This is a genomic window from Candidatus Eisenbacteria bacterium, from assembly GCA_018831195.1.
Taxonomy (GTDB): domain Bacteria; phylum Eisenbacteria; class RBG-16-71-46; order CAIMUX01; family JAHJDP01; genus JAHJDP01.
The window spans coordinates 15,390-39,324 of sequence record JAHJDP010000037.1; the positions used below are offsets into that span (position 1 = coordinate 15,390).

General features: G+C 56.2%; 17 protein-coding genes. 9 read left to right on the forward strand and 8 right to left on the reverse strand.

Annotation, left to right across the window (positions count from 1 at the left end; genetic code table 11):
• Positions 1 to 32: 32 nt before the first annotated feature.
• A complete protein-coding gene (locus tag KJ970_07600) occupies positions 33 to 1,490 on the reverse strand; it encodes an aminoacyl-histidine dipeptidase (GenBank protein MBU2690779.1) in 1,458 nt (485 codons plus the stop codon).
• Positions 1,491 to 1,640: 150 nt separating this feature from the next.
• On the opposite strand from KJ970_07600, the gene KJ970_07605 reads away from it, so the two are divergent.
• Both KJ970_07605 and KJ970_07610 read left to right on the forward strand, forming a co-directional pair.
• Entirely contained in the window at positions 1,641 to 3,200 is a 1,560-nt protein-coding gene (locus KJ970_07605) for a tetratricopeptide repeat protein (GenBank protein MBU2690780.1), read from the forward strand.
• Between the two features lie 34 nt (positions 3,201 to 3,234).
• Positions 3,235 to 4,161, forward strand: coding sequence for a DUF362 domain-containing protein (locus tag KJ970_07610; GenBank protein MBU2690781.1), 927 nt, complete (start codon positions 3,235 to 3,237; stop codon positions 4,159 to 4,161).
• 187 nt (positions 4,162 to 4,348) lie between these two features.
• Here KJ970_07610 and KJ970_07615 read toward each other — a convergent pair whose 3' ends face one another.
• On the reverse strand, positions 4,349 to 4,624 hold the full coding sequence (locus KJ970_07615; protein MBU2690782.1) for a hypothetical protein: 276 nt from the start codon (positions 4,622 to 4,624) through the stop codon (positions 4,349 to 4,351).
• A 74-nt stretch (positions 4,625 to 4,698) separates the two neighbouring features.
• Here KJ970_07615 and KJ970_07620 point away from each other — a divergent pair, with 74 nt between their 5' ends.
• Genes KJ970_07620 through KJ970_07630 form a run of 3 tightly spaced genes read left to right on the forward strand, consistent with a single transcriptional unit; the run spans position 4,699 to position 10,080 of the window.
• Positions 4,699 to 5,460 carry a nitroreductase family protein gene (locus KJ970_07620; protein ID MBU2690783.1) on the forward strand — a complete coding sequence of 254 codons (762 nt, stop codon included), beginning with the start codon at positions 4,699 to 4,701 and terminating at the stop codon, positions 5,458 to 5,460.
• Entirely contained in the window at positions 5,457 to 8,654 is a 3,198-nt protein-coding gene (locus KJ970_07625) for a PDZ domain-containing protein (protein MBU2690784.1), read from the forward strand. Before KJ970_07620 ends, KJ970_07625 begins: the two co-directional genes overlap by 4 nt.
• A gap of 16 nt (positions 8,655 to 8,670) precedes the next feature.
• Entirely contained in the window at positions 8,671 to 10,080 is a 1,410-nt protein-coding gene (locus KJ970_07630) for a malonyl-CoA decarboxylase (GenBank protein MBU2690785.1), read from the forward strand.
• A gap of 8 nt (positions 10,081 to 10,088) precedes the next feature.
• Here the strand turns inward: KJ970_07630 and KJ970_07635 are convergent, their stop codons facing one another.
• Positions 10,089 to 11,003 (reverse strand): DMT family transporter, encoded by a 915-nt coding sequence (locus KJ970_07635; GenBank protein ID MBU2690786.1) that lies wholly within the window; start codon positions 11,001 to 11,003, stop codon positions 10,089 to 10,091.
• A gap of 186 nt (positions 11,004 to 11,189) precedes the next feature.
• Between KJ970_07635 and KJ970_07640 the strand changes: the two genes are divergently transcribed.
• Positions 11,190 to 13,265 (forward strand): S9 family peptidase, encoded by a 2,076-nt coding sequence (locus KJ970_07640; GenBank protein ID MBU2690787.1) that lies wholly within the window; start codon positions 11,190 to 11,192, stop codon positions 13,263 to 13,265.
• Positions 13,266 to 13,307: 42 nt separating this feature from the next.
• On the opposite strand, the gene KJ970_07645 is transcribed toward KJ970_07640, so the two are convergent.
• The 5 genes from KJ970_07645 to KJ970_07665 all read right to left on the reverse strand — a co-directional run bounded on the left by KJ970_07645 (position 13,308) and on the right by KJ970_07665 (position 18,975).
• A complete protein-coding gene (locus KJ970_07645) occupies positions 13,308 to 14,288 on the reverse strand; it encodes a class I SAM-dependent methyltransferase (protein ID MBU2690788.1) in 981 nt (326 codons plus the stop codon).
• A gap of 74 nt (positions 14,289 to 14,362) precedes the next feature.
• Positions 14,363 to 15,013, reverse strand: a complete 651-nt coding sequence (locus KJ970_07650; GenBank protein ID MBU2690789.1) for a T9SS type A sorting domain-containing protein — start codon at positions 15,011 to 15,013, stop codon at positions 14,363 to 14,365.
• Between the two features lie 243 nt (positions 15,014 to 15,256).
• Positions 15,257 to 15,646: a hypothetical protein gene (locus KJ970_07655; protein ID MBU2690790.1), complete on the reverse strand. Its 390-nt coding sequence runs from the start codon at positions 15,644 to 15,646 to the stop codon at positions 15,257 to 15,259.
• A 221-nt stretch (positions 15,647 to 15,867) separates the two neighbouring features.
• Positions 15,868 to 17,286 carry a metallophosphoesterase gene (locus KJ970_07660; protein ID MBU2690791.1) on the reverse strand — a complete coding sequence of 473 codons (1,419 nt, stop codon included), beginning with the start codon at positions 17,284 to 17,286 and terminating at the stop codon, positions 15,868 to 15,870.
• 12 nt (positions 17,287 to 17,298) lie between these two features.
• A complete protein-coding gene (locus KJ970_07665; protein ID MBU2690792.1) occupies positions 17,299 to 18,975 on the reverse strand; it encodes a BamA/TamA family outer membrane protein in 1,677 nt (558 codons plus the stop codon).
• Positions 18,976 to 19,086: 111 nt separating this feature from the next.
• Here KJ970_07665 and KJ970_07670 point away from each other — a divergent pair, with 111 nt between their 5' ends.
• From KJ970_07670 to KJ970_07680, 3 genes are read left to right on the forward strand one after another with little or no spacing between them, the layout of a single operon-like run.
• The gene (locus KJ970_07670; GenBank protein ID MBU2690793.1) at positions 19,087 to 20,178 is read left to right on the forward strand and encodes an NAD-dependent epimerase/dehydratase family protein; all 1,092 of its coding nucleotides are present in this window, start codon (positions 19,087 to 19,089) and stop codon (positions 20,176 to 20,178) included.
• A gap of 34 nt (positions 20,179 to 20,212) precedes the next feature.
• On the forward strand, positions 20,213 to 23,056 hold the full coding sequence (locus KJ970_07675) for a prolyl oligopeptidase family serine peptidase (protein ID MBU2690794.1): 2,844 nt from the start codon (positions 20,213 to 20,215) through the stop codon (positions 23,054 to 23,056).
• Positions 23,053 to 23,925: an MBL fold metallo-hydrolase gene (locus KJ970_07680; GenBank protein MBU2690795.1), complete on the forward strand. Its 873-nt coding sequence runs from the start codon at positions 23,053 to 23,055 to the stop codon at positions 23,923 to 23,925. The genes KJ970_07675 and KJ970_07680 overlap by 4 nt, the downstream gene beginning before the upstream one ends.
• The last annotated feature ends 10 nt before the right edge of the window (positions 23,926 to 23,935 follow it).

A 23,935-nucleotide genomic window follows, 5' to 3' on the forward strand; every position in this document is an offset into this window, starting at 1 on the left:
GGCCCCATTGATTTGCTGATAGATACCGTCTCTTATTCCGTAGCAAGAGCTCGGATATATTCACCGACGAAATCAAAGAAACGTTGAACCGATCCGATATGCAGCCGTTCGTCGGGTGAATGCGGATTTTCGATCGTCGGTCCCAGCGAGATCATATCCATCCCCGGATATCTCTCACCGATGATGCCGCACTCCAATCCGGCATGAACCACCTCGAAGGCCGCATCCCCATGGTGAACCCGGCGCCAAACCTCCTTCGCCCGGGCCAGCATCCTGGAATTCAGATCCGGCTTCCATCCCGGATAGCCCTCATCCATATCGACGGTCGCGCCGTTGGCCAGCGCCACCGACTCAATTTGATCCATGACACCGTCGATCGCCGACGCGATGGAGGAACGGGACGCCGTCAGAATGGTGAGGGAATCCTGCTCGAGGCGGACCCGGGCGAGGTTACTCGACGTCTCCACCTTGCCGGGGATATCTCTGTTCATCGCCAGGACGCCGTAGGGCAGACCGAGGATCAACCGTAGAACGGCGTCTCTCGATCCGGCGGTCAGAACGCCGGCCGGCGCCTTGTCTTGCGACACCGTCAATGACAGATCCGGATCACCCGAGGCGAATTCATCCCGGAATCCATCCAGCTGTTCTTGTATAACATTCCGCAGCGTCTCCTCCTGCCCAACCGGCAAAACAACCACGGCCATCGCCTCCCTCGGGATGGCGTTGTGCTTGTCACCGCCGTGAAGCGCCGCCAGAGAGAGATCCGTCATCCTCGTGAGAGTACGGATCGTGCGGGCCAGAAGACGGATGGCGTTCCCGCGATTGTGTATGATATCCATCCCGGAATGACCGCCCCGCAGCCCCTTGAGATCCAACCGATAAGCTTGCCCGGCGGGTGTGGATCCTGATTTGAGCGGCAGCGTTATGGAGGCGTCCCGGCCGCCGGCGCATCCGATATAAAAGATCCCATCCTCCTCCGAGTCGAGATTGAACAACATCCGTCCTTTAACAAAATTGGAATCCAGGTTTCGGGCGCCGGTTAATCCGGTTTCCTCGTCGACCGTCATCAGCAGCTCGAGCGGCCCGTGAACAGCGTTGGGGTGATCGAGAAAGGCCAGGGCGGTCGCGACCCCGATCCCGTTGTCGGCGCCCAATGTTGTGCCATCCGCCGTGATCCAATCCCCATCGCGGACCAGGGTGATCGGATCCTTTTTGAAATCGAACTCCTTGTCGGAGTTCTTCTCGCAGACCATATCAATATGGCCCTGCAAAACGACGGTGGGCGCTGTTTCAAGGCCTTTGGAGCCTGGAATGCGGGCCAGGATATTCCCGATCGCATCGATCTCGCATTCGTATCCCTTATCAAGGACCCAGGATCTGATCGCCTCTCCCAAGGCTTTTTCATTCCCCGATCCATGCGGGATTTGGCAGATCCGGGCGAAATATTTCCAAACGGCTTTCGGTTCGAGCGACTCCACTGAAGTTGGCATCTTTCCTCCTTGATTCGAAATAGGGGTACCCGCAAATGCTATCACACGGCTCGGGGTCCAGCGAGGGAAACAGATTCCGGGCGGATCCGTATTCCATCAAGAGCCACCCACCGGGGAGAAAAATCCATGATCCTGAATAAAAACGTGCCCATGACGGCCATCCTTATGATCCTGCTTTGCCTCGCCCTAGGGGCGGCCGGAGCCCAAGACCGATTCGGTCGGGCCACTGCGTTTGAAAAGGCCGGAAATTACGAGGCGGCCATAGGCGAATATGCCTCCTTTTTGAAGGCACATCCCCAAGACGCCTTGGCGCCGACGGCGGCCATGGCGATCGGAAATATCTCCTTCCTCGCTCTCGAAAATCATACGGCGGCGGTCGAGGCGTATGACCGGGTATTGAAAGAATATCCGAAGAGCTCTTGGGCCGCCGAGGCGGCGCGGCGCAAGGCCGAGTGCCTCGAGGTGGAGGAAAATTGGGAGGGCGCCGGCGAGGCTTATGGAGAAGCCCTCAAATTATGTGGTGAGGGGGACAACCGCCCTCCTCCAAATTGGGTCAACGAGGTCTCGTTGGCCGCCGCCGATTGCTACTACGAACTTGGGGACCGGAGCCGGGTGATTGAAACTTATGAGACCGTCTTAAAATCCTCGATGCCGCCCCCCGCCGCCGCGACGACCCTTTACCGTCTCGCCGATTCGTATGAATCGAATGCGCAGGGAGAAAAAGCGGCGCGGAAATATGCCGAGCTTATTGAAGATTATCCATTCTCCGCCGAATACGCACAGGCGATAGGCAAAAGGGAATGTATCGATCAGTACCTCGATTTCGAATGGGAGCACTATCTCACCTACACCCAAACAACCCAGGATTTTCAAACGCGGGATTTTGCGGCGGCCATACCGCGCTGTGACGATATCATCACCCGAAGTCCAAACGAGAAGCTCAAGCTCTGTGCTGAATACCGGAAAATCGTCGCGGAGACGGTCATCGCGGGAGACTACACGGAGGGCGCCGGGCGGCTGGAATCGTTCCTCAACCGTATCCCCGACCGCCGGGCCTTTCCGAACGCCCAGCGGCAGTTGCTGCTCTTCCAACAGACCGCCGGTTTGGAGCGACAGGTGCGCGAATCGCCGGATGATGGTGCGGCGCTCCAGCAGTTGGGCGAGCAATATCTGCGGAGCCAATCCCTCGCGAAAGGAGTGGATGCGCTCGAAAAGGCCCGCGCGATGGATCCCGATAATGCCGATATCGCGTTGAGTCTGGGTTTGGCCTACCTCAATACCGGCCAGCCTGAAGCGGCGCAGACGGCCTTTGGCGTTTACTTCACACAGAATCCCACGAATACCGGCGTCCTAAATCAGGTTGGTTATACATATCTCGGCCTGGGCGATGTCGAAACGGCTCTCGAGTATTTTGTTAAATATGTCAAGGCGGGGCCGGATGACGCCAATGCCCATGACAGCTATGGCGAGGGACTCCTGGCGGCAGGCCGGGTGGAAGAGGCCGAACAGGAGTATGAAACCGCCGTCCGGATTGATTCCACCTTCTTCAATGCCTATTTCATGCTGGGAACAATCTATCAGCAAGGGAGCAAACCTGAACAAGCTGTAGCGGCTTATCAGAAATTTCTGGAACTGGCTCCGGCCGACCCGCGAGCTGAAAGGGCTCACACCGCCTTGCGCGAGCTGCGGGCGGCGCAAGCTGCCGACTGAAAAGCCACCGCGGAAACCTTCACCTGGAGGCGACATGAAGAGTTTCGATCACATTTCCAGAAGAGAATTCCTCAAACGCTCGGCCGCCCTTGGAGCCCAGACGGCCTTGATATCATCCGGGATCGGTCTCGGGGTCGGATGCGGCGCCGGTTGTCATACAACGCGCGCGGGCATCGATCTGGCGGTCGCCAAGGGAGATTCTCCCGTCAAAAACTGCCTGGCCGCGGTGGAGGCCATCGGCGGGTTTCCAAAATTCGTGAGCGCGGGAAACCGGGTTGTCATCAAACCGAATCCGATCGGCCGCAATCAACCGGACCTGGCGACAAATACGCACCCGGACATGATTGAAGCGGTCATCAAGGGCTGCCTCGCGGCCGGCGCCTCCGAGGTGCTCGTCGTGAGCCATGATGATCTCGGAAGTATGGAAGCCAACGGTACGGCCGCGGCGGTGGAACGCGGCGGAGGCATCCTGAAATCCTTGATGCGACAAGAAGAGTACCGCGAGATCGTTGTTCCACGCGGCAAGATCCTCCGCACCGAACAGGTCGCCGCGGATGTCCTCGATGCCGATCTCTTTATCAATATGCCGATCGCCAAACATCATGCCGCGACAGAGGTCACCCTGTCGATGAAGAACCTCATGGGGATCAATTGGGATCGGGTTTTCTTTCACCAGACCGATCTCCACCGCTGCATCGCAGAACTCACCAGCCTTATACGGCAGGATCTCATCATCATGGATGCCAACCATGTGTTGATGACCAATGGCCCGAGCGGTCCAGGAGAGGTTCATCTGGGACGGCAGGTGATTGCAGGCGTGGACCCTGTGGCGGTCGACGCCTTCACGACCCAGGCCTTTTTCCGCGAGCCGGACCGGATTGATCATATCCGGATCGCTCATGAGCTGGGTGTCGGCGAAATCGATCTGGCCAAATTGAAAATTCATGAGTTTGAGGTGTAATCGCGAAGAGAATACCGAGTGAGATTGCCGAACTTTAAAAAAAAAATCTCACTTCATCAATTTTCTTTGAACCCATTTGTCATTTTTTACGTCTTATATAATACCATGGTTACCTTCTCATACCCCATGAGAAAGGTGCTGATACACCATGATTCTGCCAGTGGGCCGACCTGGCGGCCACCCCCCGTCAGTCGGCCCATCTCCTTAAAATGTAACCCCTTATGGGTCTCGGCATTCCGGCGATGCCCACCCCTTCATTCGCTGGATTGTTCGAGACCCTTAAGTCAGGCGCGCCGTTGTCAAACCGGCCTCCGAGGTCCATGCCGCCTATACTCGCTGGTGTATAAGGATAGCGCTCTGGATACCCCGGTTTGACGGCGGCCGTCGATGGAACAAAATACGTCTCTACCAAGGTGACTTCAACCCCGCGGATACTCTTCCAGCCATAGGCTTTACACCGCAAACAAAAGATTGACCTTCACACTAAAAGCTCCAAGGATAAAGGATATCATTTCCATTCATTGGAGGATCGGCGCTATGGAAAAGAATCCTATGATCGACATTCTCATGAACCGCAAGTCGGTGCGCTCATTCAAGGAAGAGGCGCCGTCGCAGGAGGTGATTGAAACGATCTTCCGGGCGGGACAGCAGGCGCCCTTCGCCATGCAATTGTGCAGCGCTATCTTGGAGCGAGGCGAGGGTATCCCCTGGGGCGCCCCACTGAATTTTATCATATGCGCCGATGCGCATCGGATGCGCTTGATCGCAAAGAAACGCGGCAGACGGCTCCTCATGAATGATCTCACGATGCTGCTCTTTGCCCTGCAGGATGCGGCCTATATGGCTCAGAATATGGTGATCGCCGGCGAGGCCCTGGGCTTGGGCAGCTGCTATATCGGCTCCGCACCCATGATCGCCGGCAAAATCGTCGAACAATACAAACTTCCGCCCAAGGTCTTTCCAATGGTCATGCTTGTCATGGGATATCCGGCGGAAAACAAACCGGTTCGTCCGAGATACCCCCTCTCCTTTTCACTCTTTGAGAATGAATATCCCTCATTCACGGATGAACAGGTAACGGAAGCCATGCGAGTCATGGATGAGGGCTACCTTGCACAAGACTACTATAAAGAGGGCCGTCTTATGATCAAGATGGAGGAGGGCAAAGAGGAGACTTCCACTTTCGACGACTATTCCTGGACGGAACATATCTCGCGGAAGTTTCAATGGTTTCCCCTGCAAAGCGAGATCCTTGAAAGTCTGAAGGCCTGTGGATTCAAACTAGGAAGCGACTTATGAAACGTTATTCCGTTTTCGCCATGGCGCTGCTCCTGCTCCTCGCCGTATTCACTCCGGCTGCCGCAATCAAGCCGGTTCTCCCCCGGCACCCCTCACTCAATCCGGACGGCAGCCTGATGGCCTTCGATTGGAGAGGCGATATCTGGATCGTCCCCGCGGAGGGAGGCGCGGCCCTCCGCGTGACCGCTCATGTCGCTCATGATGCCTATCCCTATTGGTCCCCCGACGGCAAGGAAATCGCCTTCTCAAGCGACCGCTACGGAAATACCGACATCTTTGTTGTCGGGACCCAAGGGGGATCGCCGGAGCGACTGACCTTCCACAGTGACGAGGATCAGATTTACGGCTGGAGTCCGGATGGGGGCACCGTCTATTTCGGCAGCCGCAGGGAGTCGCGGCAGAATCTCATCTACGCTGTTTCACGAACCGGTGGCAGGCCGCTTAGAATCACGGGTGATCTTGCCTTCAACTCATCCGTGAGTCCCGATGGCCGCTGGCTCGCCTATGTCCGTGGTTATACAAATTGGTGGCGGAAACACTACCGGGGTTCAGCGAATCGGGATATCTGGATCCGTCCCATGGGCGGCGGCGAAAGCTTTCAGATCACTTCCTGGGATGGGGATGACGATCAACCGAAGTGGGCCGCCGGCGGCCGGACCCTTTATTTTCAGAGCGAGCGGGAAGACGGCGTGATGAATTTATATCGTCTGGATCTGGCCGTAGACGGGGAAAATATATCGCCGTCCGGAGAGCCGGTCCAGATCACCCACATCACCGAAGATGGGATTCAGTATCTTAATCTCAGTCAAGACGGCCACTGGGCCGTCTTTGAATGCAACGGCGGATTGTACAGAGTCTCTACGGCCGGCGGGGAACCCCTGGAGGTCCCCATCGATTGCCCCGGGGATCTGAAGGAAAACCCGGTGGAACGCCGGATCCTCACTTCCGGAGCTTCTGAATTCGCCTTTGCTCCGGGTGAGAAACAAATTGCCTTTGTCGCCGAGGGGGAAATCTATGCGGCTCTAATAAATGAAAATGAGCTGCGGGAGCCGATCCGGCTGACAGAGACCGACGCCAGGGAGAAGGATCTCGCTTGGCTGGATGAAAACACCCTCATCTTCACCAGCGATCGTTTCGGCGATGATGATCTGTTCTTATTGCGCAGCACCGATAAAGAGGAAAAGCGGCTGGGAAAGAGCCGGTATCGCGAAGAAATCCGTCTGACGGATTCACCGGAAACAGAGCGGGCGCCTCAGGTCAGCCCCGACTCGAAAACGATACTCTACCGCCGCGGCACGGGGTTTCTTTGGACCATGGACGGCGAGGGAAGGCATCAGAAGCTTCTGGTCGACGAGCCGCAGGTGCTTCACAGCAGCTGGTCCCCTGATTCGCGTTATGTAGCCTATAGTTATACAACGCTCGGCCACGCTGAGGATATCAATATCGTCAGCCTTGAAACTTTGGAAACACATAATGTATCAAACCATCCCAATGATGATTTTCATCCCCTTTGGACGGGCGATGGGAAACGTCTGAGCTGGGCCAGCCGGACCGATGATGGTTTCTATAGTATCCGCTATCTGTGGCTGACGACGGAAGAAGCCGACAAGAGCAGCGCCGAAAGGGAGCGCGAGGAAGAGCAAGAGGAGTCCCTAAAGAAGGATCGCAAGGATGGCGGCGCATCCGATGACGATGAAGACAAGAACAAAGAAAAAGACAAAAAGATTCCTGAAGTGAAAATCGACTGGAGTGATTTTCCGGATCGCATCCGAACGGTTACAACGGTCCGCGGTTATTATTGGGATTACGATCAAAGCCCCGATGGCAAACATTACGCCCTCAAGACGGATGCCGTGGAAGGGATGGAGCTATGGACGGTTGATTGGGATGGAGACAATCTGCGCCGGCTGACGCATAACAGATCCGATCCGGACAAAATGACATGGAATGAAGCAAGCGACAAAGTACGCTATTTGAGCCGCGGGCAAATTAGAGAGATCGAGAATAAAGAAGGGGCGGAGGAATCAACTTATACATTTTCTGTGGATCTCACCGTCGATGCGCGCGCACGGCGCCTCCAGAAGTTCAGTGAGGCCTGGCGGCTGCTGAACGACGGCTTCTATGATCCCAATTTCCACGGCGTTGTTTGGCCGGCGATGAGGGAAAAGTATCTCCCACTCGCCGCTGAAGCCTTGATGCGCGAGGATTTCAATGATGTCGTTCGTGAAATGATCGGGGAGTTGAACGCCAGCCACCTCGGCATCTACGGTCCCCGCGACAGCGGCGGTGATGAGACCGGGCTGCTCGGCTTTACACCTGATGACAGCTATGACGGCCCCGGTATCAAGGTCGCGGCCGTCCTGAAGCGGGGTCCCCTTGATCGCGAGGGCCGGCGGGTTCATCCGGAAGACATCATCTTATCAATCAATGGCCGGGAGATCGAACCCGGCCAGAATTATTATCCCCTCCTGAATCATATGGCCGGCAAGGAAGTCGATTTGGCCATCTCACCCATGGGAAAGGGCGGGAAGAAGAAAACGATGACTGTCGAACCCCTCGATGCCGGCCGGTATTGGACACTCAGCTATAGTCAGTGGATGGATTCCAACCGTCAGATGGTTGATCAGCTCTCGGAGGGAAAAATCGGTTACCTCCACATGAGTGCTATGGGGGATGATAATTGGGACCGATTCCTGGAGGACATTTTCAGCCGGGCGCTGGGAAAAGAGGGGCTGATCCTCGATGTTCGGTTTAACAATGGCGGCAGCATCCATGATCGTGTTCTGACCTTCCTCAGCCGCCGCGCCTACTGCTATTCAAAAGGCCGCGGAGATCGCAACATCACCTATGATGCGCTCCAGCGTTGGGAAAAACCGATCGTCCTTCTCACGAACGAGCGCAGCTACAGCGACGGCGAGATCTTTCCCTGGGGATTTAAGGCCTTGGGGCTGGGGTTGGTCGTCGGAATGCCGACGTTCGGCGCGGTGATCGGCACCAATGATGTCCGGCTCATTGATGGAACGGGATTCCGGGTTCCCGGCACCGGGTGGTACCGGATGAACGGGGAGAGCCTCGAAAACAACGCCGTTCAGCCCGATATCCGGGTGCCGGATGTGCCGGAGGAAAATCTCCAAAACCGGGATGCCCAGCTGGAAAGGGGCGTCCAGGAATGCCTGAGAATGATTCAGTTTTAACATTCACGGAGAGCAGATGTCCGAAATACCATTTGAATCTCTTCTCAACCGCTCGCTACAAAACCTAAAGGGATTCTGGCGCGATATCAAAGCGCGCACACCCTTCCCCACCGGGCGGACGATTCATCCCGATCTTCCCAACGAGGAGATCCCGCACATCCGGAAGCAGATGCAGGATTGTCTCGATGCGAAGGGTGGCGAGGTCTCGGCCCGCCTGAGGGCGGCGGAGTTGGGCCGGGCTTATTTGCACTTGAATCCCACGGGCCGGGAGCGTTTTTTGGGGATTTTAGCCGCCGATTTTGGCGTCCATCGCGAGGCGGTGATCAAGGCGGCCCAGGAATATCAGCACGCCGAGGGCGGGGACAACTTCGAGAAGGAATGCCGGCTCCGTGACGCGCTCATCGCTCCACGTGTGCGCCTGCTGACTCAGTTTAACGATTTACCGGAAGGTGTAAAATTCCTGGTGGATCTCAGAAGCGATCTCCTGGATAACCTGAAGAGCCATCCGGAATTTCAACCTCTCGACTGGGATTTGAAGAGCCTGCTGGCCTCATGGGTTGATGTCGGCTTCCTCGAGCTTCGTCGGATTTCATGGGATTCCCCGGCCTCCTTACTCGAAAAGCTCATCGCCTATGAGGCTGTCCATGAAATCGAATCCTGGACTGATCTTAGAAACCGGTTGGAGTCCGATCGGCGCTGTTATGCTTTTTTCCATCCCCATATGCCGGGTGAACCTCTCATTTTCATTGAGGTCGCATTGCTCGATCAAATGGCGGGCAGTATTCAAGTTCTTCTGGATACGGAGGCGCCCGAATTTAATCCCCGCGGCGCCAGAACCGCGATTTTTTATTCGATAAATAATACTCAGAAGGGACTGCGGGGTATCAGCTTCGGGAATTTTTTGATCAAAAGGGTTGTTGACGATCTTCTCAGGGATTTTCCGAGACTTAAACAATTCGCGACACTTTCTCCCGCACCCGGCTTCTGCCATTGGCTGTCCGAGCAAATCTCCGGGGGTGGAAGTTTGCTGACCGAGGCCGAATCCAAATCGATTGAAACCGGCACCGGGAGAGATCCTGACATAGCGCTGCAGGCCGTCCTCGCCGATCCCGGCTGGAACCAGGATCTTGCCTTGGCGGCCTCATTGGAAACGCCATTACTGCGCCTTTGCGCCCGCTATTTGACGGAGGCCAAGCGCGGCGGCCGGCCGCTGGATCCCGTTGCGCGGTTTCATCTTGGAAATGGCGCTGTCATCGAGAAATTGAATTGGCTGGGCGACACATCCCCAATTGGTTTGAAACGCTCCGCGGGAATCATGGTGAACTACGGTTACCGGCTGGAGGAGATCGAGAAAAATCATGAGAACCATGTGGGCACGGGAGCCGTTGCGCTGGCGCCGCCGGTCCGGCGTTTGTTAAAAAGCTGATCCGGAACCTAGAGATTAATCAAAACAAGCGCAACGATGGTCATTAGGACCGCTGTCAAGTCCCTTGGCTTGAGCCGCTCTTTAAAAAAGGTCATCCCGACAAGGTTGATAATGACGATACTGCCGGCGCCGTAAATGGGGAAAACAACCGAAGCGGGAAGTTCGTTCAAGGCCAGAATCAGAAAGAATGAAGAGAAGAGGTTCGGCACACCAACCGCCGATCCCATGAGGATCTCCCGCCGTGCCAGGGGAATTCTTCGCCGCAGAACGACAGCCAAACTAAACAACAAGGCGACAAAAAAAACACAGAATAGAAAGAGGGATTTGTGTTCCAAAATCGCATATCGCTGAAAGACCTTATTGCTGAACTCGGCCAATCCACCAAGAACAAAGAGCATGAGCAGAATCGGGCGGATCGTACGGCCTTGTTGCGCCCGTGACGGCCAGTTGACCAGTACGATTGAAAAGACCGCCAGGCCGATTCCCATCCATTGAAGGAGCTGCGGGCGCTCCCTCCAGATAAGCAACGACAGCAGCATCGGAACAAGGATCCCAAGCTTTGCGAAGGCTCCGGCAAGACCGACCCCATGCCGCCGGATACTGATCTGAAGGCAGATAAAAGAAAGGAAGAAGACCCCCCCGGCGATCCCCCCGACAAACACCGCCCAAAGGAAACTGCCATTCAGCGAAAGCTTATGTCCCGGCCCGGCCAGAGCACTCCCGATATCCGAGATCGATTCGATCAAATGCAGCGGATGGGTCAACGGAAGGCCCTTGATCGCAAGAAAACCCGCCATGACAACACAAGCCGCGATGTAGTTTACCGAAGTAATGGCATAGCGATTCATCCCTTTGTTTTCTGTATATTTAAAAATCAGCGCGATCGAGGCGCTGCAACACACCGCGAGCAGAAGGTATGGCATTTAATTCAATTGCTCAATTCTGGATCAGGATTGGGAATTCCGGCGGCCGGCCGTTCCATGCAACGCGCTTCGCGGGATGGCCCGCTGCCGTATATGAAACTCAACACTATCATGATCCGTATCTTTCTGCTACGATGGCCGCGTTGTTTGGCTTATTTCAGACAAAATCAGAGGAGCGAGGGAACGATGCCAGCAAGAAAACAGATCAAAAGAAAACCCGCCAAGCCGGTACGAAAGACGCTGAAAAAGCGCCCGCTCGCCGCCGAAGATCTGCTGTCGATCAAATTTGTGCATGGGGGATCGATCGCCCCCGACGGATCTTCTTACGTTTTCCCCGTACGAACGGCCAGAAAAGACCGCAAGGGGTATAATTCCCACCTCTACATCGTGAAAACTGAAGACGGCACGATGCGGCAATTTACCTTTGGAAAGCGATCCGATGGAGCTCCTGTCTATTCACCCGATGGCGCCACCATTGCTTTTGTCGGAATGAGGGGACATTATCCGGGCATTCACCTGATCCCTGTCGATGGTGGTGAAGCCCGGACGCTTGTGGAGAAGGACGGTTCTTTTGACAGCCTCTCCTTTTCGCCGGATGGGAAAACAATCCTCTGCGCTTTCCGCCCCAACGACCCGCTTGAGGGCGCTGACGGCAAAAAAAAGGATAAGAGCGCCGAGAGCGATCCAGAGGCGCCCCCCCCCAAGCGGGAAGCCCCAACGCATCGCCATATCACCCGGCTGTTCTATCGGCTCGACGGCGCGGGTTTTCTTCCCAAGACGGAAAACCAGATCTGGATCTTCGATATTGAAACAGGCAAGGGCACCCAGCTCACCCAGGGCAAGCGCGGGGCCAACCATCCGGTTTTTTCACCGGATGGGAAGCGTATCGCCTTTGTTTCGAATATTCGCCCTGATCCCGACGTGGAGCAGGATCTTATCGATCTCTTTGTTATGCCGGCCAAGGGCGGGAAGCCAAGACTCATCCCGACGCCGCCCGGCATATCAACCAACCCTAGTTTCTCTCCCGACGGCACGAAGATAGCCTATCTTGGACATGACGATCCCAAAGATCCCTGGTTTGAGAACACGCGGGTTTGGGTCGTTCCTGCGAACGGCCGGGGTGACGCCAAATGTCTCTGCCGGAAATTCGATCAGCCGGCCTATGACGGCACCATCTCCGATATGGGCGGCGGTTTCTTTGAGATGAAACCTCAATGGAGCCCGACGGGCGGGTCGATCTATTTCATCTCCTGCGGTTTCGGTTCATCGGGATTGTACAAAGTTTCTTCGCGCGGGGGGACGCCGGTTCAAATCACGCCGGACAAGATCCACCTTCAGTCGGTTGCCTTGTCGGAAAATCGCCGGACGGCCATAGGTGTTGTTTCATCAGCGACGATGCCCGCGGAGGTCTATGCGTTCGATGTCGCTTCAGGTGAAGGCAAGCGCCTGACATTCCTCACCAAGGATTGGGCCGCTGAAATCGATATCCAAAAACCGCAATATGTCCGCATTAAATCGACGGAAAATACAAGGGTCGACGCCTGGATCCTCAAGCCCCCGAAGTTCTCTCCACGCAAGAAATATCCCGCTATTGTAGAAGTCCATGGCGGTCCGATGACGCAGTACGGATATTCCTTCTTCCATGAACTCCAGCTTCTCGCGGCGAAGGGCTATGTCGTCTTCTACAGCAATCCGCGCGGATCCCTTGGTTACGGCCGGGGCTTCTCAGAGGCGATCAAGAATAACTGGGGCGGCCGTGATTTTGAAGATGTCATGGCCGGCACCGACTATCTGGAAAGCCTGCCGTATGTGAATCCCAAACGGATCGGCATCACCGGCGGCTCCTACGGCGGGTTTATGACCAACTGGGCTGTCGGACAAACACACCGGTACAAGGCCGCTGTGACGCAGCGTTCTGTTGTGGATATGATTCCCTTCTTCGGCTCTTCCGATGTGGGATTTTCCTTTCACCACGAACTCGGCGGTCATCCGTGGGAAAATGTGGAAGGCTACCGCAAGCAGTCTCCCCTGACCTACGCGAAAAATATCAAAACACCACTGCTGATCATCCATTCGGAAAACGACATGCGGTGCAACATTGAACAAGCCGAAAATCTCTTTGCGACACTGAAGGTTCTTAAGCGGAAAACAGAGTTTATCCGTTTTCCCGAGGAGCCGCACGGGTTGTCAAGAGGCGGCAGGCCGGATCGGAGGATCATCCGGCTGGAGAAGATCCTGGATTGGTTTGAGCGGTATCTCTAAAGGGCGCTGCTGGGGCCCGGGAGCATTTCTCGGGCCCCCGGTCTATCCCATGGGTTTTTTAAAGGCGATATTGAGATAAGGAAGAATGGCGGTGATCGGCGGCCGATTCCCGGCGCCTCGATCCATGAGATAAGCGCACGGCAAAAACAACAGGCTCAGGGCCTCAACAATAGCGCGGGTCACTCCCTTTTTGCGCCCCCGTATTCTCTCGAAGTAGGCATGATGCTCTTGAACCGAATCGGTGGGAGCGGGCCTGGCCTCGTTTGGCAAAGACCGGACAACGCCGCGCCATGTCGATCCGACAATGCCGTCTGCAATCAGCCTCTCTGTTGATTTATTGCGGAACTCGACGGGTCTGATGAGGCGGGCCGATGAACAAGCCATCGAAAGCGGCAGCCAATGCACAAAGGGAAGACGTGTTGTGTGGCCGTCGAAGGGCCAGATACGATTCGGCGTCTCGGTAATGATCAGCATTCCGCCGGGTTGAAGTCGATCCCACAGATGATTCAATATCGAATGGCGTTCCTGTGGGTGAATATGTTCAAGGACCGCCGACAAGGTAATAAGATCGAAGGACGCCTCTTCAAAAGGAAGGTCGTCCATAACCGAAACATCGGGAATGTCAACAAGCCCTCCAAGTCCCTCGTCTTCAATCCTTAGTCGCGCCGCGCGCCGGTTTCCTTCGTGGGGATCGACGCCGGTAACGATGGCGCCTTCTCTGGAAAGCAAGATGGATGAGCTCCCGCATCCGCACCCGAAATCCAGAATTTTTTTGTTCTTGAGGGATGTCTGCCGCCGCACAAAACTTATGAATTGATCCCGCAAGTACCCGTCATCATCCACACGCAGGATTTCATCGTATAGAAAATCGATCTTGGCGGCATAGAGGGCTTCCAATGTTTCTCTGCGATAAGATGAATCAAATGAAATACCCTCTGGATGCCAGGACCCATTATAGAAAACCGGATCCATGAGGCGCACTTTGCGCCGGGACCCGACATCCTGAATTTCAATTGAAGCCACTCCGCTAAAACTCCCTTAAAAAAGAGGGCTCCGCTTGGGAGCCCTCTCTCCGGCAAGCCTTCGAAGGAAAGCTTTTATTTTACCAATGCCAAACGCCTGGTTTCCGTTTTTCCGTTCCACTTCATTTGGTAAAAATAGATCCCATCAGCAATGGACGCACCGATCTGGTTGGTGCCGTCCCAGGCGGCCTGATAAACGCCCGGCGATCGATTCCCATCAACTAAAGTCTGTATCACACGGCCCTGAAGATCAATGATGCGGAGTTGCACCCTGGCGTCCGGGGAGGTTTCAGGAATTATATAGGTGATCTGGGTCGCGAACTGGAAGGGGTTCGGCGAACAGGAGGAGAGCCGCCCCTGAGCCGGGACATCATCCCCCCACTCGACCGTCGCTGCGGCCAAGCAACCCTGCGGCCAGGCCCCAAGCAGATCACAGGATGTGTTCGGTGGAGAGAAGGCAAGACAGGGGGAATCACTCTGCAGCGTGAAATTTTGAAACAAGGGATCGCAGAATATCGGATCCAAGCTGATGTTGCCGTCAACACCATATTGCCCGGCGATCGATCCGACCCAATCCCCCCCCTCGTTGCCGTATATATCACAGCATGCCAGCGCCGCCGTGCTGGTGTCTACGGTGACAAGACCTTGCATCGTGGTGTTGAAGGCGATAATCGAATTCTCGATCATGAGATGGGAGCCCATCTCAGCGTACAATCCCGCGCCCATGACCGGGGCATCATTGCCGGTGAAGGTGCAATTTCTGAAGGCTGATGTCGAGAAAAAAGCACGGACCGCACCGCCCCAGATCAGGACCCAATTGTCACAGAATGTACAATTAATAAATTCCGGCGACGCTTGGTAGCAATGGATCGCGCCGCCGTGCTTGCCGTAATTGTTCGCAAAGATGACATTTTCAAAAGTCGGATTCGAGCTATATTGAAAGAGGGCGCCGCCCCCTGAGTTGCATTCTCAGTCAATTCCTGAGACGTATCCACCCGTCACGGTTAGATTTTCAATCCTTGAGTCGGAACTCTCTCCATTTGAGAAGAAGAAAGCCCGATGCCAATCCTCGCTTGTTCCCTCGCTGTTGATAATGCACGCATGCGGATCCCCGCTTTGGGACCGCACGGTAAGGTCCAACCCGAGAAAATTGATATCCCTATTGCCGTCGCCGGTGAAGGTTCCATCCGTCAATTCAATCACATCCCCATTGCCAGCCACATCAATCGCATCTTGGATTGTCGGATAATCGCCGGTTCCTTCCGGATTGATGACATAGATTGTAGCGATCGAAGGCGTGGCGGTGGAGCCAAGAACCAGCAGAAAGATCAAGAAAGCAGATACAGTCCAAAATCGCATAGCACCGATCCCCCTTTCATCCCAACACGGCGGTGCCTTGATGTCTGAGTCGTATCCTTCTACTCCTTAGGATAAGTATTATAGATTCTTGAATCAAGCTTGTCAAGAATGGAAAATCGCCATCAAGAGAAGAGGCACTGGTTAATATTTATGCTGTTACAAATAACGACAGGGGACGATTACGCCGTAAGCGGAATCCGAGCCGGAAGGACTCATTCCTCCTAAAAAGTAAAGTCTAACACGGTCTCATCAACCAAAGAAACCGCCCCCCGGCCGCCGGGATCGACCCGGAATGTCTGCAGCCGTCCCACCCCGTTGGTGTGAAGAATCGAGAAGAAACCGGTATCCGGTTCATGCATCAAAAGGCGGGAGGGATGGCCCCAAGGCTCGGGGCTCCACTCTCCATCAGGCAATCTCTTGTAGGGCTGATAGGTCACACCCGTATGGCTCGATTCGACATAGTGAATGCCGTCCACAATGCGATGATTCACAATATGATTATGCCCGTTCACGACCAGATCGACACACCCCTCCTTCAATAGGGGGACAAGATCGCGCACGAGGAGATCCTCTTCATAATCCGGCGGATAACCGAACGGCGGAAGGGCACTGTGCCCCTGCGCATAGATGCCGTGGTGCATCAATACGATTCGCACCCGGGCCGAGCGGCAGGCCGGTGATCTGAGCTGTTCTTCAAGCCATCGATACTGAGGACTCCCCATGGTCACCGGCTCGAATATGAACCGCCCGGGAGACTCGTAAGCGGGCCCAGTACAAGCGTCATGATTTCCGCTCACATAGGCCCTGGTGACAAAAAGGGACCCGATCCAGACATCACCCAGCCGGTTTGCATAATAATCCGAGGGCCCGATTCCGGGACCGGCCACGTTGCGTCGCAGCTCCTGAAAGGCGGCGCTATGGCGGGGCAACGGGAAAAGATGTGAATAAACCCGGAGATTCCAGTCATCGGGTTTCACATTATCGAAACGTTCCTCCGCTGTGGCGCCGTATGCGCTGCTGATATCATGATTCCCCGGACAGGGTATCAGCAGTGAAGTCGCCAAAAGACCTGGAGAGGCAACCGGGCTCGTGAGATCGAAAAATGACCGCCCCGTGCTGTCTCCCCACCAATCCTCACGGCGTTCCGGATGGGTCACCATATCCCCGGCGAAAAGAACACCATCGACCGGGTCCTTCAAATGCCGGTCCATGGCCGCTGGAATCGTACTGGCGATCAACGGCAGCAATTGTAGATCCGAGAGAATAAGAAACTCGGGTGGTGTTTCAGGGGATCGATCGGGATCGTCGGCGCGGCAGGACCGCGGCAGGGACATCCATGCTGTCTCCCATCGCTTCCCCAGCATGCGGTAAGAATCCCATCTTTTACATTCTACCTGGAATCGAGCGGCCAGCACTCCCGGCCAAACGGGGGACGGCGGCTGTTCATCCGGCAGAAACCGGGCCGTTTGGCCCCGCCGCTTCAGCTCCAATACCGCCTGCGGCGGCAAAGAACCAAGCTCTTGACCATGTTTCTCCAGGGGAAATGCAAGAATCAGACTGGCCCACACCGATCCCTCTCCGGCGGGGGTCCAATAGGGGCCCGTCACCGGATAGAAACCTCTGTCGGCATTCTGACTCATATCCGGAGGGTATCATGGGCGGTGATCGAAGATATCCAGAACCGGCTGGGCCAGATCGAGAACGGGAACAAGATAGAGCAACCGGGAGGAGGAGATTCCCAAATCCCAGGCCCGGGAATCATCCAGACGGGCGGCGAATTCAACACGCAGAACACCCGACGCTGATTTGGGGTTGCCGATCATAAGGCCGAGTCCCGCGGCCGGTTTCCATTCCGCATCGCGCAGGCCGTCAAGATCATCACCGACCCAGGCGGCGTCGGCAAAGACCGAGAAGCCGAGATGAAAAAACTGCAGGTGCATAGCGGTCCAATATCTATGCTCCAGATTGAGGACCAGGTAGCCTGTGCCCGCCAGGGCGCGGGAGGGATACCCTCTCAATCCATTGCCGCCGCCACGGTAGACCCGCTCCTCTGATGGAAGATGCTTTCCCCAGCGGACCCGGACCTGCAGGGCCGTCAGGGATTGGGTCGCGTGCCTTCGCATCAGGAGCGACTGCACATTCATCCGCCGCCGGTTCGGCAGATCGCCGCCCCATTCCAGGGAACTCCACACAAAAATATGAGCCCACCATCTCATCAGAGGGTGCACGGCTCCGGCGAATTGAAGCTCGGCGTGCCGGCGCCGGTCATCGGCGCCGAAGGGATGAAGATTGCGGCCGAGGATAGCCCGGGTAGAGAAACCGAGGGGGACATCTTCAATAACGCCGTAACGATTCAAATTCCGCGTTTGTATAAAGCGTCTTTTTTGCAGCCCGGCCGTCAAAAAAATCATCCGGTATTTTTCACCCACCGGATCATCGATCATTCGATCCGTCATCCGAAGGGTGATCAACGTGTCGGGCTCGAAATCATAATATAAAAAACCCGCGCCGCCGCCGATTTGTACATTTCTTCCAGTATAATTCTCCACATGAACTTGGCCCATCTTCTCGCGCATGGAAAAACGAAGGACCTCCCGGTCATCCTCATACAATCGGTACCGGCCCTTGAAACGAAAGCCGGAGAGACCGTAACTCCACGGCTCCAAAAAATTGTCATAGGTATGTCCGAAATATCCGCCCCAAACCTGGCCATCTGAGGTCTCACGGAATTCAACGGCCATATTCTCGCGCCGCCCGAAGAAACGCGGCGCCCACAGCGCAAGACGGGTCTGATCCTGGTCGGTTGACCAACGCTGGCCGGCGCTCAGTGTATTCCCCGTACCGGCGAAATTGGAGTCGAAGACACCCAAGAGGACGGACCGCAACCCCCCTTCCTGGGAATACCCGGCCTGCAGGGCCAGTGACCAATAATCCTGTGTGTGGATATGGGCCACCATCCCCGAATCGGCCGATTCCAGATGACCCTCTACAACCTGAAAGAGGCTGCGCTCGCGCAGAAGACGAATCGATTCGGCGAAGATGAGACTATCGACCGGTTCGCCTTCCTTCAAAAGAATCTCATTGCGGATGACATAGGGACGCGTTCTGCCGTGAAACCGGTTCGCCAGCTGATAGACCCAAGGGAGGGATTCCCCCGGCTCCGCCTGGAAAACATTCTCGCGTTGAAGACGGATTTCTTTGAGGATGGAGCGCTTCGCCGCAGGAGGATCACCCGCTGCCATAACAAGCGCGGGATGCTGTAGGAACCAAAGAAGACAACAGAGAAGGAGCCACACGCGCGGCCGGAAGAGAGCCGGAAGGCATCTCATCCATTTCATCATTGGTCCGGGGTCCGTACCGACATTTCTTTGGGTCCCATCGCTCACAATGGTTTATCCTAACCCACAGACATGGTTTGAGCGATAGGGAGGTTGGTTTCCATGATGAATCCCGTGGATCGTCTGGACGGATGGGAAGCCCTGGTTTTGGGTGGGACCGGTCTGATCGGTGCCCATGCCGTCCGTTCCCTCAGCCGGCGTGGTGTAAAGGTGAGGGTTCTCATCCGTTCCTCCCATACCCGACGCGATGTTTTGGATGATGTGCCCGGAGTCCGATTTATTCGGGGGGATCTCTTCTCCCTATCCTCCCTGGAATCGGCCATGGAGGGATGCCACCTCTTCGTCCACGCCGCGGGCCCCTATCCGGTCAGCGCGCGCAACAGGGATCACGAAATCCAGCGGGCGCACCAATCCATGACCAACATCCTCGACGCGATGCGCCGGAATGTCGCCGGGGAGGTTCGTTCGGCGCCCTTGAACACCGAATCGATTCCGGATGGTCTTGTCCGGGCGGTTTATGTCAGCAGTTCAACAACGATCGCCCCGCCGGGAAACGGCGAACCTCTTCAGCGGATGGCCAATGAAGATAATCTCTATGAGGAGCCGCCGAAAGGTCCTTCTTACTTTGCCGTCAAGGAGGCGATGGAGAGGAAGGCCCGTGACGCCGCCCGCGGAGAAGGATTGCCGATCGTCATCGTTAATCCGAGTCTTGTGATCGGTCCCTATGACACCAAACCGACAACGGGACAACTCGTCGTTTCGGTCGCTCGGAATCGGATGCCCTTTCTTCTTCATGGGAATATCAATGTCGTCACGGCCAAAGATGTCGGGGAGGGGATCGTTCTCGCCGCTCTGCGGGGAGAACCGGGCCACCGTTATATCCTCGGCAGCGAGAACATGACCATGGATGATCTGGTTCGCCGCATTGCGATGGCGACGGGAGCCAGGCCGCCCAAACTTCATCTTCCTGTCGTCCTGGCGAAGATATTCTCCTATCTCACCGAGGGTCTATCCGTTTTGACACCCGGCCGGCCGCCTTTGTTTCCTCTGAACGGACTTCATATGCTGCTGAAGAGCCAATACCTCGACGCCTCCCGCGCGAGGGAAGAGCTGGGCTGGAATCCCAGTTCGGTTGACCTCGCCATCACCCAAGCTGTCGCCTTCCTCAGGAAGGAGGGCCGGATCTGGAGTTGAGATGCCGGATCGCCCCCATTCCGGAAAGGTCCCAATGATGCCACGATACCGCAACATCTCCATCATTTACATTTTGCCGATCCTGTTCATTGGACTATCGATGTCCCAAGACGCTGGAGCCGGCGCGCCGGAGGCAGCCCTCCCCAGCCTCGCCGATACCCTCGAGATAGGCCGCTGGCATCTGATAGGACCTGTGCCGATGGGACCCCGGGACGGCGGTGTCGAACCGCTCGATGCCATGCGTCCCAACGGAGCTTGGCCCCCCGACCTCACGGCGCGGCTGGCGACTTGGCTGGTTCCAGGCGGATGGGTCTCGTGGGAAGCGCTGCCGGACTCCGCTATCGGCGAAAGGGGGCGCATCTCCATCGAGTGGCCCGACTTGAACTGGACGGATCGGATGGATGAGTGGGGATTCCCCGGGTTGCTGAATGCAGGCTACCTCTATGCGCAATTCACCGTTCCGGCGGCTTGCCGCGCGCTCGCCAATGTACAACACACATCATCCTTTCGACTCAACGGCGATTGGTTCCCCGGAGCGCCTTATGCATTGGCGCCGTATCGTGTACCGGTCATCCTAAAGGCCGGCGTCAATCGTATCCTGCTCTGTACAACCGGCTACGGCACCAACCTTTGGGGCACCTTCCATCTCGCCCCGCTTCCCGAAGCCCTGTGGCTGGATGGGAGCGATGCGGTCATCCCGGATATCGTAGCGGGACTTGATCTCGACGCCCCCATCGGGATTCCCGTTTGGAACGCGACGTCCGGCGAGAGCGGTCCGATCCGGCTGGAGGCGGTGGTTCCCGGCTTGGGGCCGGTCGGCTCCCGGTCGCTTCAGGGTGTCGCGCCCCTTTCCCTTCGAAAACCGGATATCCCGATCAAGATCTCCTGGATATCGATCGCGCCATTGCTTAAACAATTGAAGCCATCCACGGAAGATCCGGATGGCGAAGAGGATCAGCCGCAAGATCGCTCTCTTCCCATCATCATCACCGCCAAGTCGATCTTAAAAGTGTCGGATTCAAGCCACCTCGCGGCGGTTCCGGAGACTCTTTCGATCCCCATCCGCAAACCGAATGAAGCCCGGCGTGTCTCCTTTATTTCCAAGCTAGACCTCTCTCCCCAGTTCTTCGCTCTGCTGCCGCCGAGCAATCCGCATGCAGCGGAATCCCGCGCTCTCATCTTTTCGGTTCACGGCGCCAGTGTCGACGCTTTGAATCAGGCCCAGGCCTATAAGGCCAAAGAGTGGGCCTATTTGATCGCTCCCACAAACCGGCGGCCCTACGGCTTCGATTGGCAGGATTGGGGCCGGCGGGACGCTCTTGAAGTATTGGACATCGCGCTGAACACGCTCCCCATCGATCCCGACCGGGTCTGTCTAACAGGCCACTCAATGGGTGGGCACGGAACCTGGGCGATCGGCGTTCACCACTTTGATCGCTTTGCCGCCATGGCGCCCAGCGCCGGTTGGTCTCACTTTGATCTTTACGTGCCGATGACGCTTCGAAGAGGCGCCTTGGTGGGGGATCCCGTCATGGAAGGCTTCTGGCACCGCATGCGAATCGGTGACAAGGTCCCCTTACACATTGGCAATGTAAAAGGTCTTCCGGTCTTCGTGCTTCACGGCGGCTCCGATGATAATGTGCCGCCGACCCACGGCCGTTTCCTCTCCGCGGAGCTTCAAGCAAAGGGCGGCGAGGTGAAATATGTAGAAGTCCCCGGCAAGGGTCACTGGTGGGATGACGATTCGGGTGAACCCGGCGCAGCTTGTGTCGATCATCCTGAAATGATGGCGATCTTTCAGGAAGCCCGGCGGAATCCTTGGCCCACCGAGGTGGAGTATATCCTTTGCGATCCGACGGTGGACGGAGGGACGCGGTCTTGGGTGGAGGTTTTGGAACAGGTCGAGCCGCTGCGGGAATCCTGGGTGCGGGCCAGGATGGCCGGTTGGGGCCGTTTGGAAGTTGAAACGCGGAACATCGCGGCCCTGGCCCTCAGACCTGAAAAGTGGGTCGAGGATCCTTTGCCGCAGCAGGGGACCCCTCAGCGGCCCCGGTCGAAATGGCACATTGTCATCAATGACCAGGAACTGGAAGTCAATTCATCGCTGCCCCTGATCCTTGTGCAAAAAGATTCCGGGTTGTTCTTTCAGAAAAATAAAATTCAATGGGAGGCCGTCCCTCCTGACAGCCACGGCGGACGATTCCTGCGCAATCGGCCGGAACCGGGCCATGTTCATGGACTCAAGTCCGGTTTCATGTCTCCTTTTGTTTTTGTATATGGCGCCTCGGGAACGGCCGAGGAGAAGGATGCGGGGCTTCAGGTCGCCCGAATCCTGGCGCGACAGTGGGCTTATCGCGGCAATGGAGATGCTCCCATCCTCTCTGATCGAGAGATTGAGGGTCTGCGATTATCCACGGACGAGGCGGCGCGAGGGTTTTTCAAGCGAACGGGGCAGGTGGATAATCGCCTTAAACACTTCGAAGGACGAAACGATTATTCTCCCCGGCTTATTCTTATCGGAAATGAGGAATCAAATACGCTTCTGCGGGATCTAGCTGATGAGTCCATCCTCCGGGTCCGGCGGAATGCTGTTGAAATCCGCCAAGGAGCCGAGTGGATCGGTCCGGTCACGGAGATGCGGGGAGCGGGCCTCTTGAGCGGCGATTTCTCCGTGACGGCGCTGATACCCGATCCCATGGATCCGGCGCGTGTGGCGTGTCTTTGGGGCGGCACCTCGGCGCGTGCGATCCTCCGCAGCGCGTCGGTGAATCCCTTTTATGCCGGAGCCGGATGGCCTGATTTCTTATTGTTCAATGATTCATTTCAAGAGAACGGTTGGGCGGGGTTTTACGGCGCCGGTTTATGGATCAACAAATGAAGGATAACCTGATCGGATACTCAAAGGCCCTCTACGCCTCGTGGTTTTATTACAGGCCGGCGCGGCTTCTGCTGGATTCCGGCGAGGGGGTTATCCATCACCTGAAAAAGAGAATCTTTGGGATCCAGAAAATTTTTATCACTCACGGGCATGAGGACCATATCGCAGGCTTGCCCAGCATGGTCAATCTCCGCAACCTGAGCAACGGCCCCCGCGAAGCTCCGCTGGCCATCTATTATCCCAAGGGGGATCCCTGGATCGCTTATCTAATCGACTACTTGGACAAGAAACAGAAGGATCAACTTCGTTATAAGCTCAGCTGGTTCCCGATCGAGGCCGGCGCGGAGATCCCGCTCGAGTTCACCCGGCGACAAGTGCGGGTCTCAGCCTTTAAAGTAGAACACGCTCCCGATAGAACCTGCCTCGGCTATCGCATCGAAGAGCAGCGGCGGCGTCTGCGGGCGGCGCATGACGGCTTGGAGCCGATGGAGATTAAAAGACTCATCGCGGACATAGGACGGGAGAAGGTTTTGGAGGACTTCTGGCATCCCCTGCTGGTCTATACGGGCGACACAATGCCGCTGCCGGATACCCATGACTGCGTGGGCGCCGAGATCCTCATGATCGATTCGACCTTTCTTGATCGAATCGGCATGGAGGGAAGCGGCCACAGTTGTATCGAGGCCAATATGGAGCTGGCGGTGCAGGCGAATGTTAAACATCTAATTCTCACACATCTTTCCGGGCGTTATAAAGAGACGGAATTATTGGCTTCTATTAACGATTCAGTAAAGCGCTTTGGACGCCCTCCGCGCTTAGGATACTTCTTCGAGGAGCAGTACATCGAACTCCCCGCCCTGGAGGGTTGAGCACAGCCTT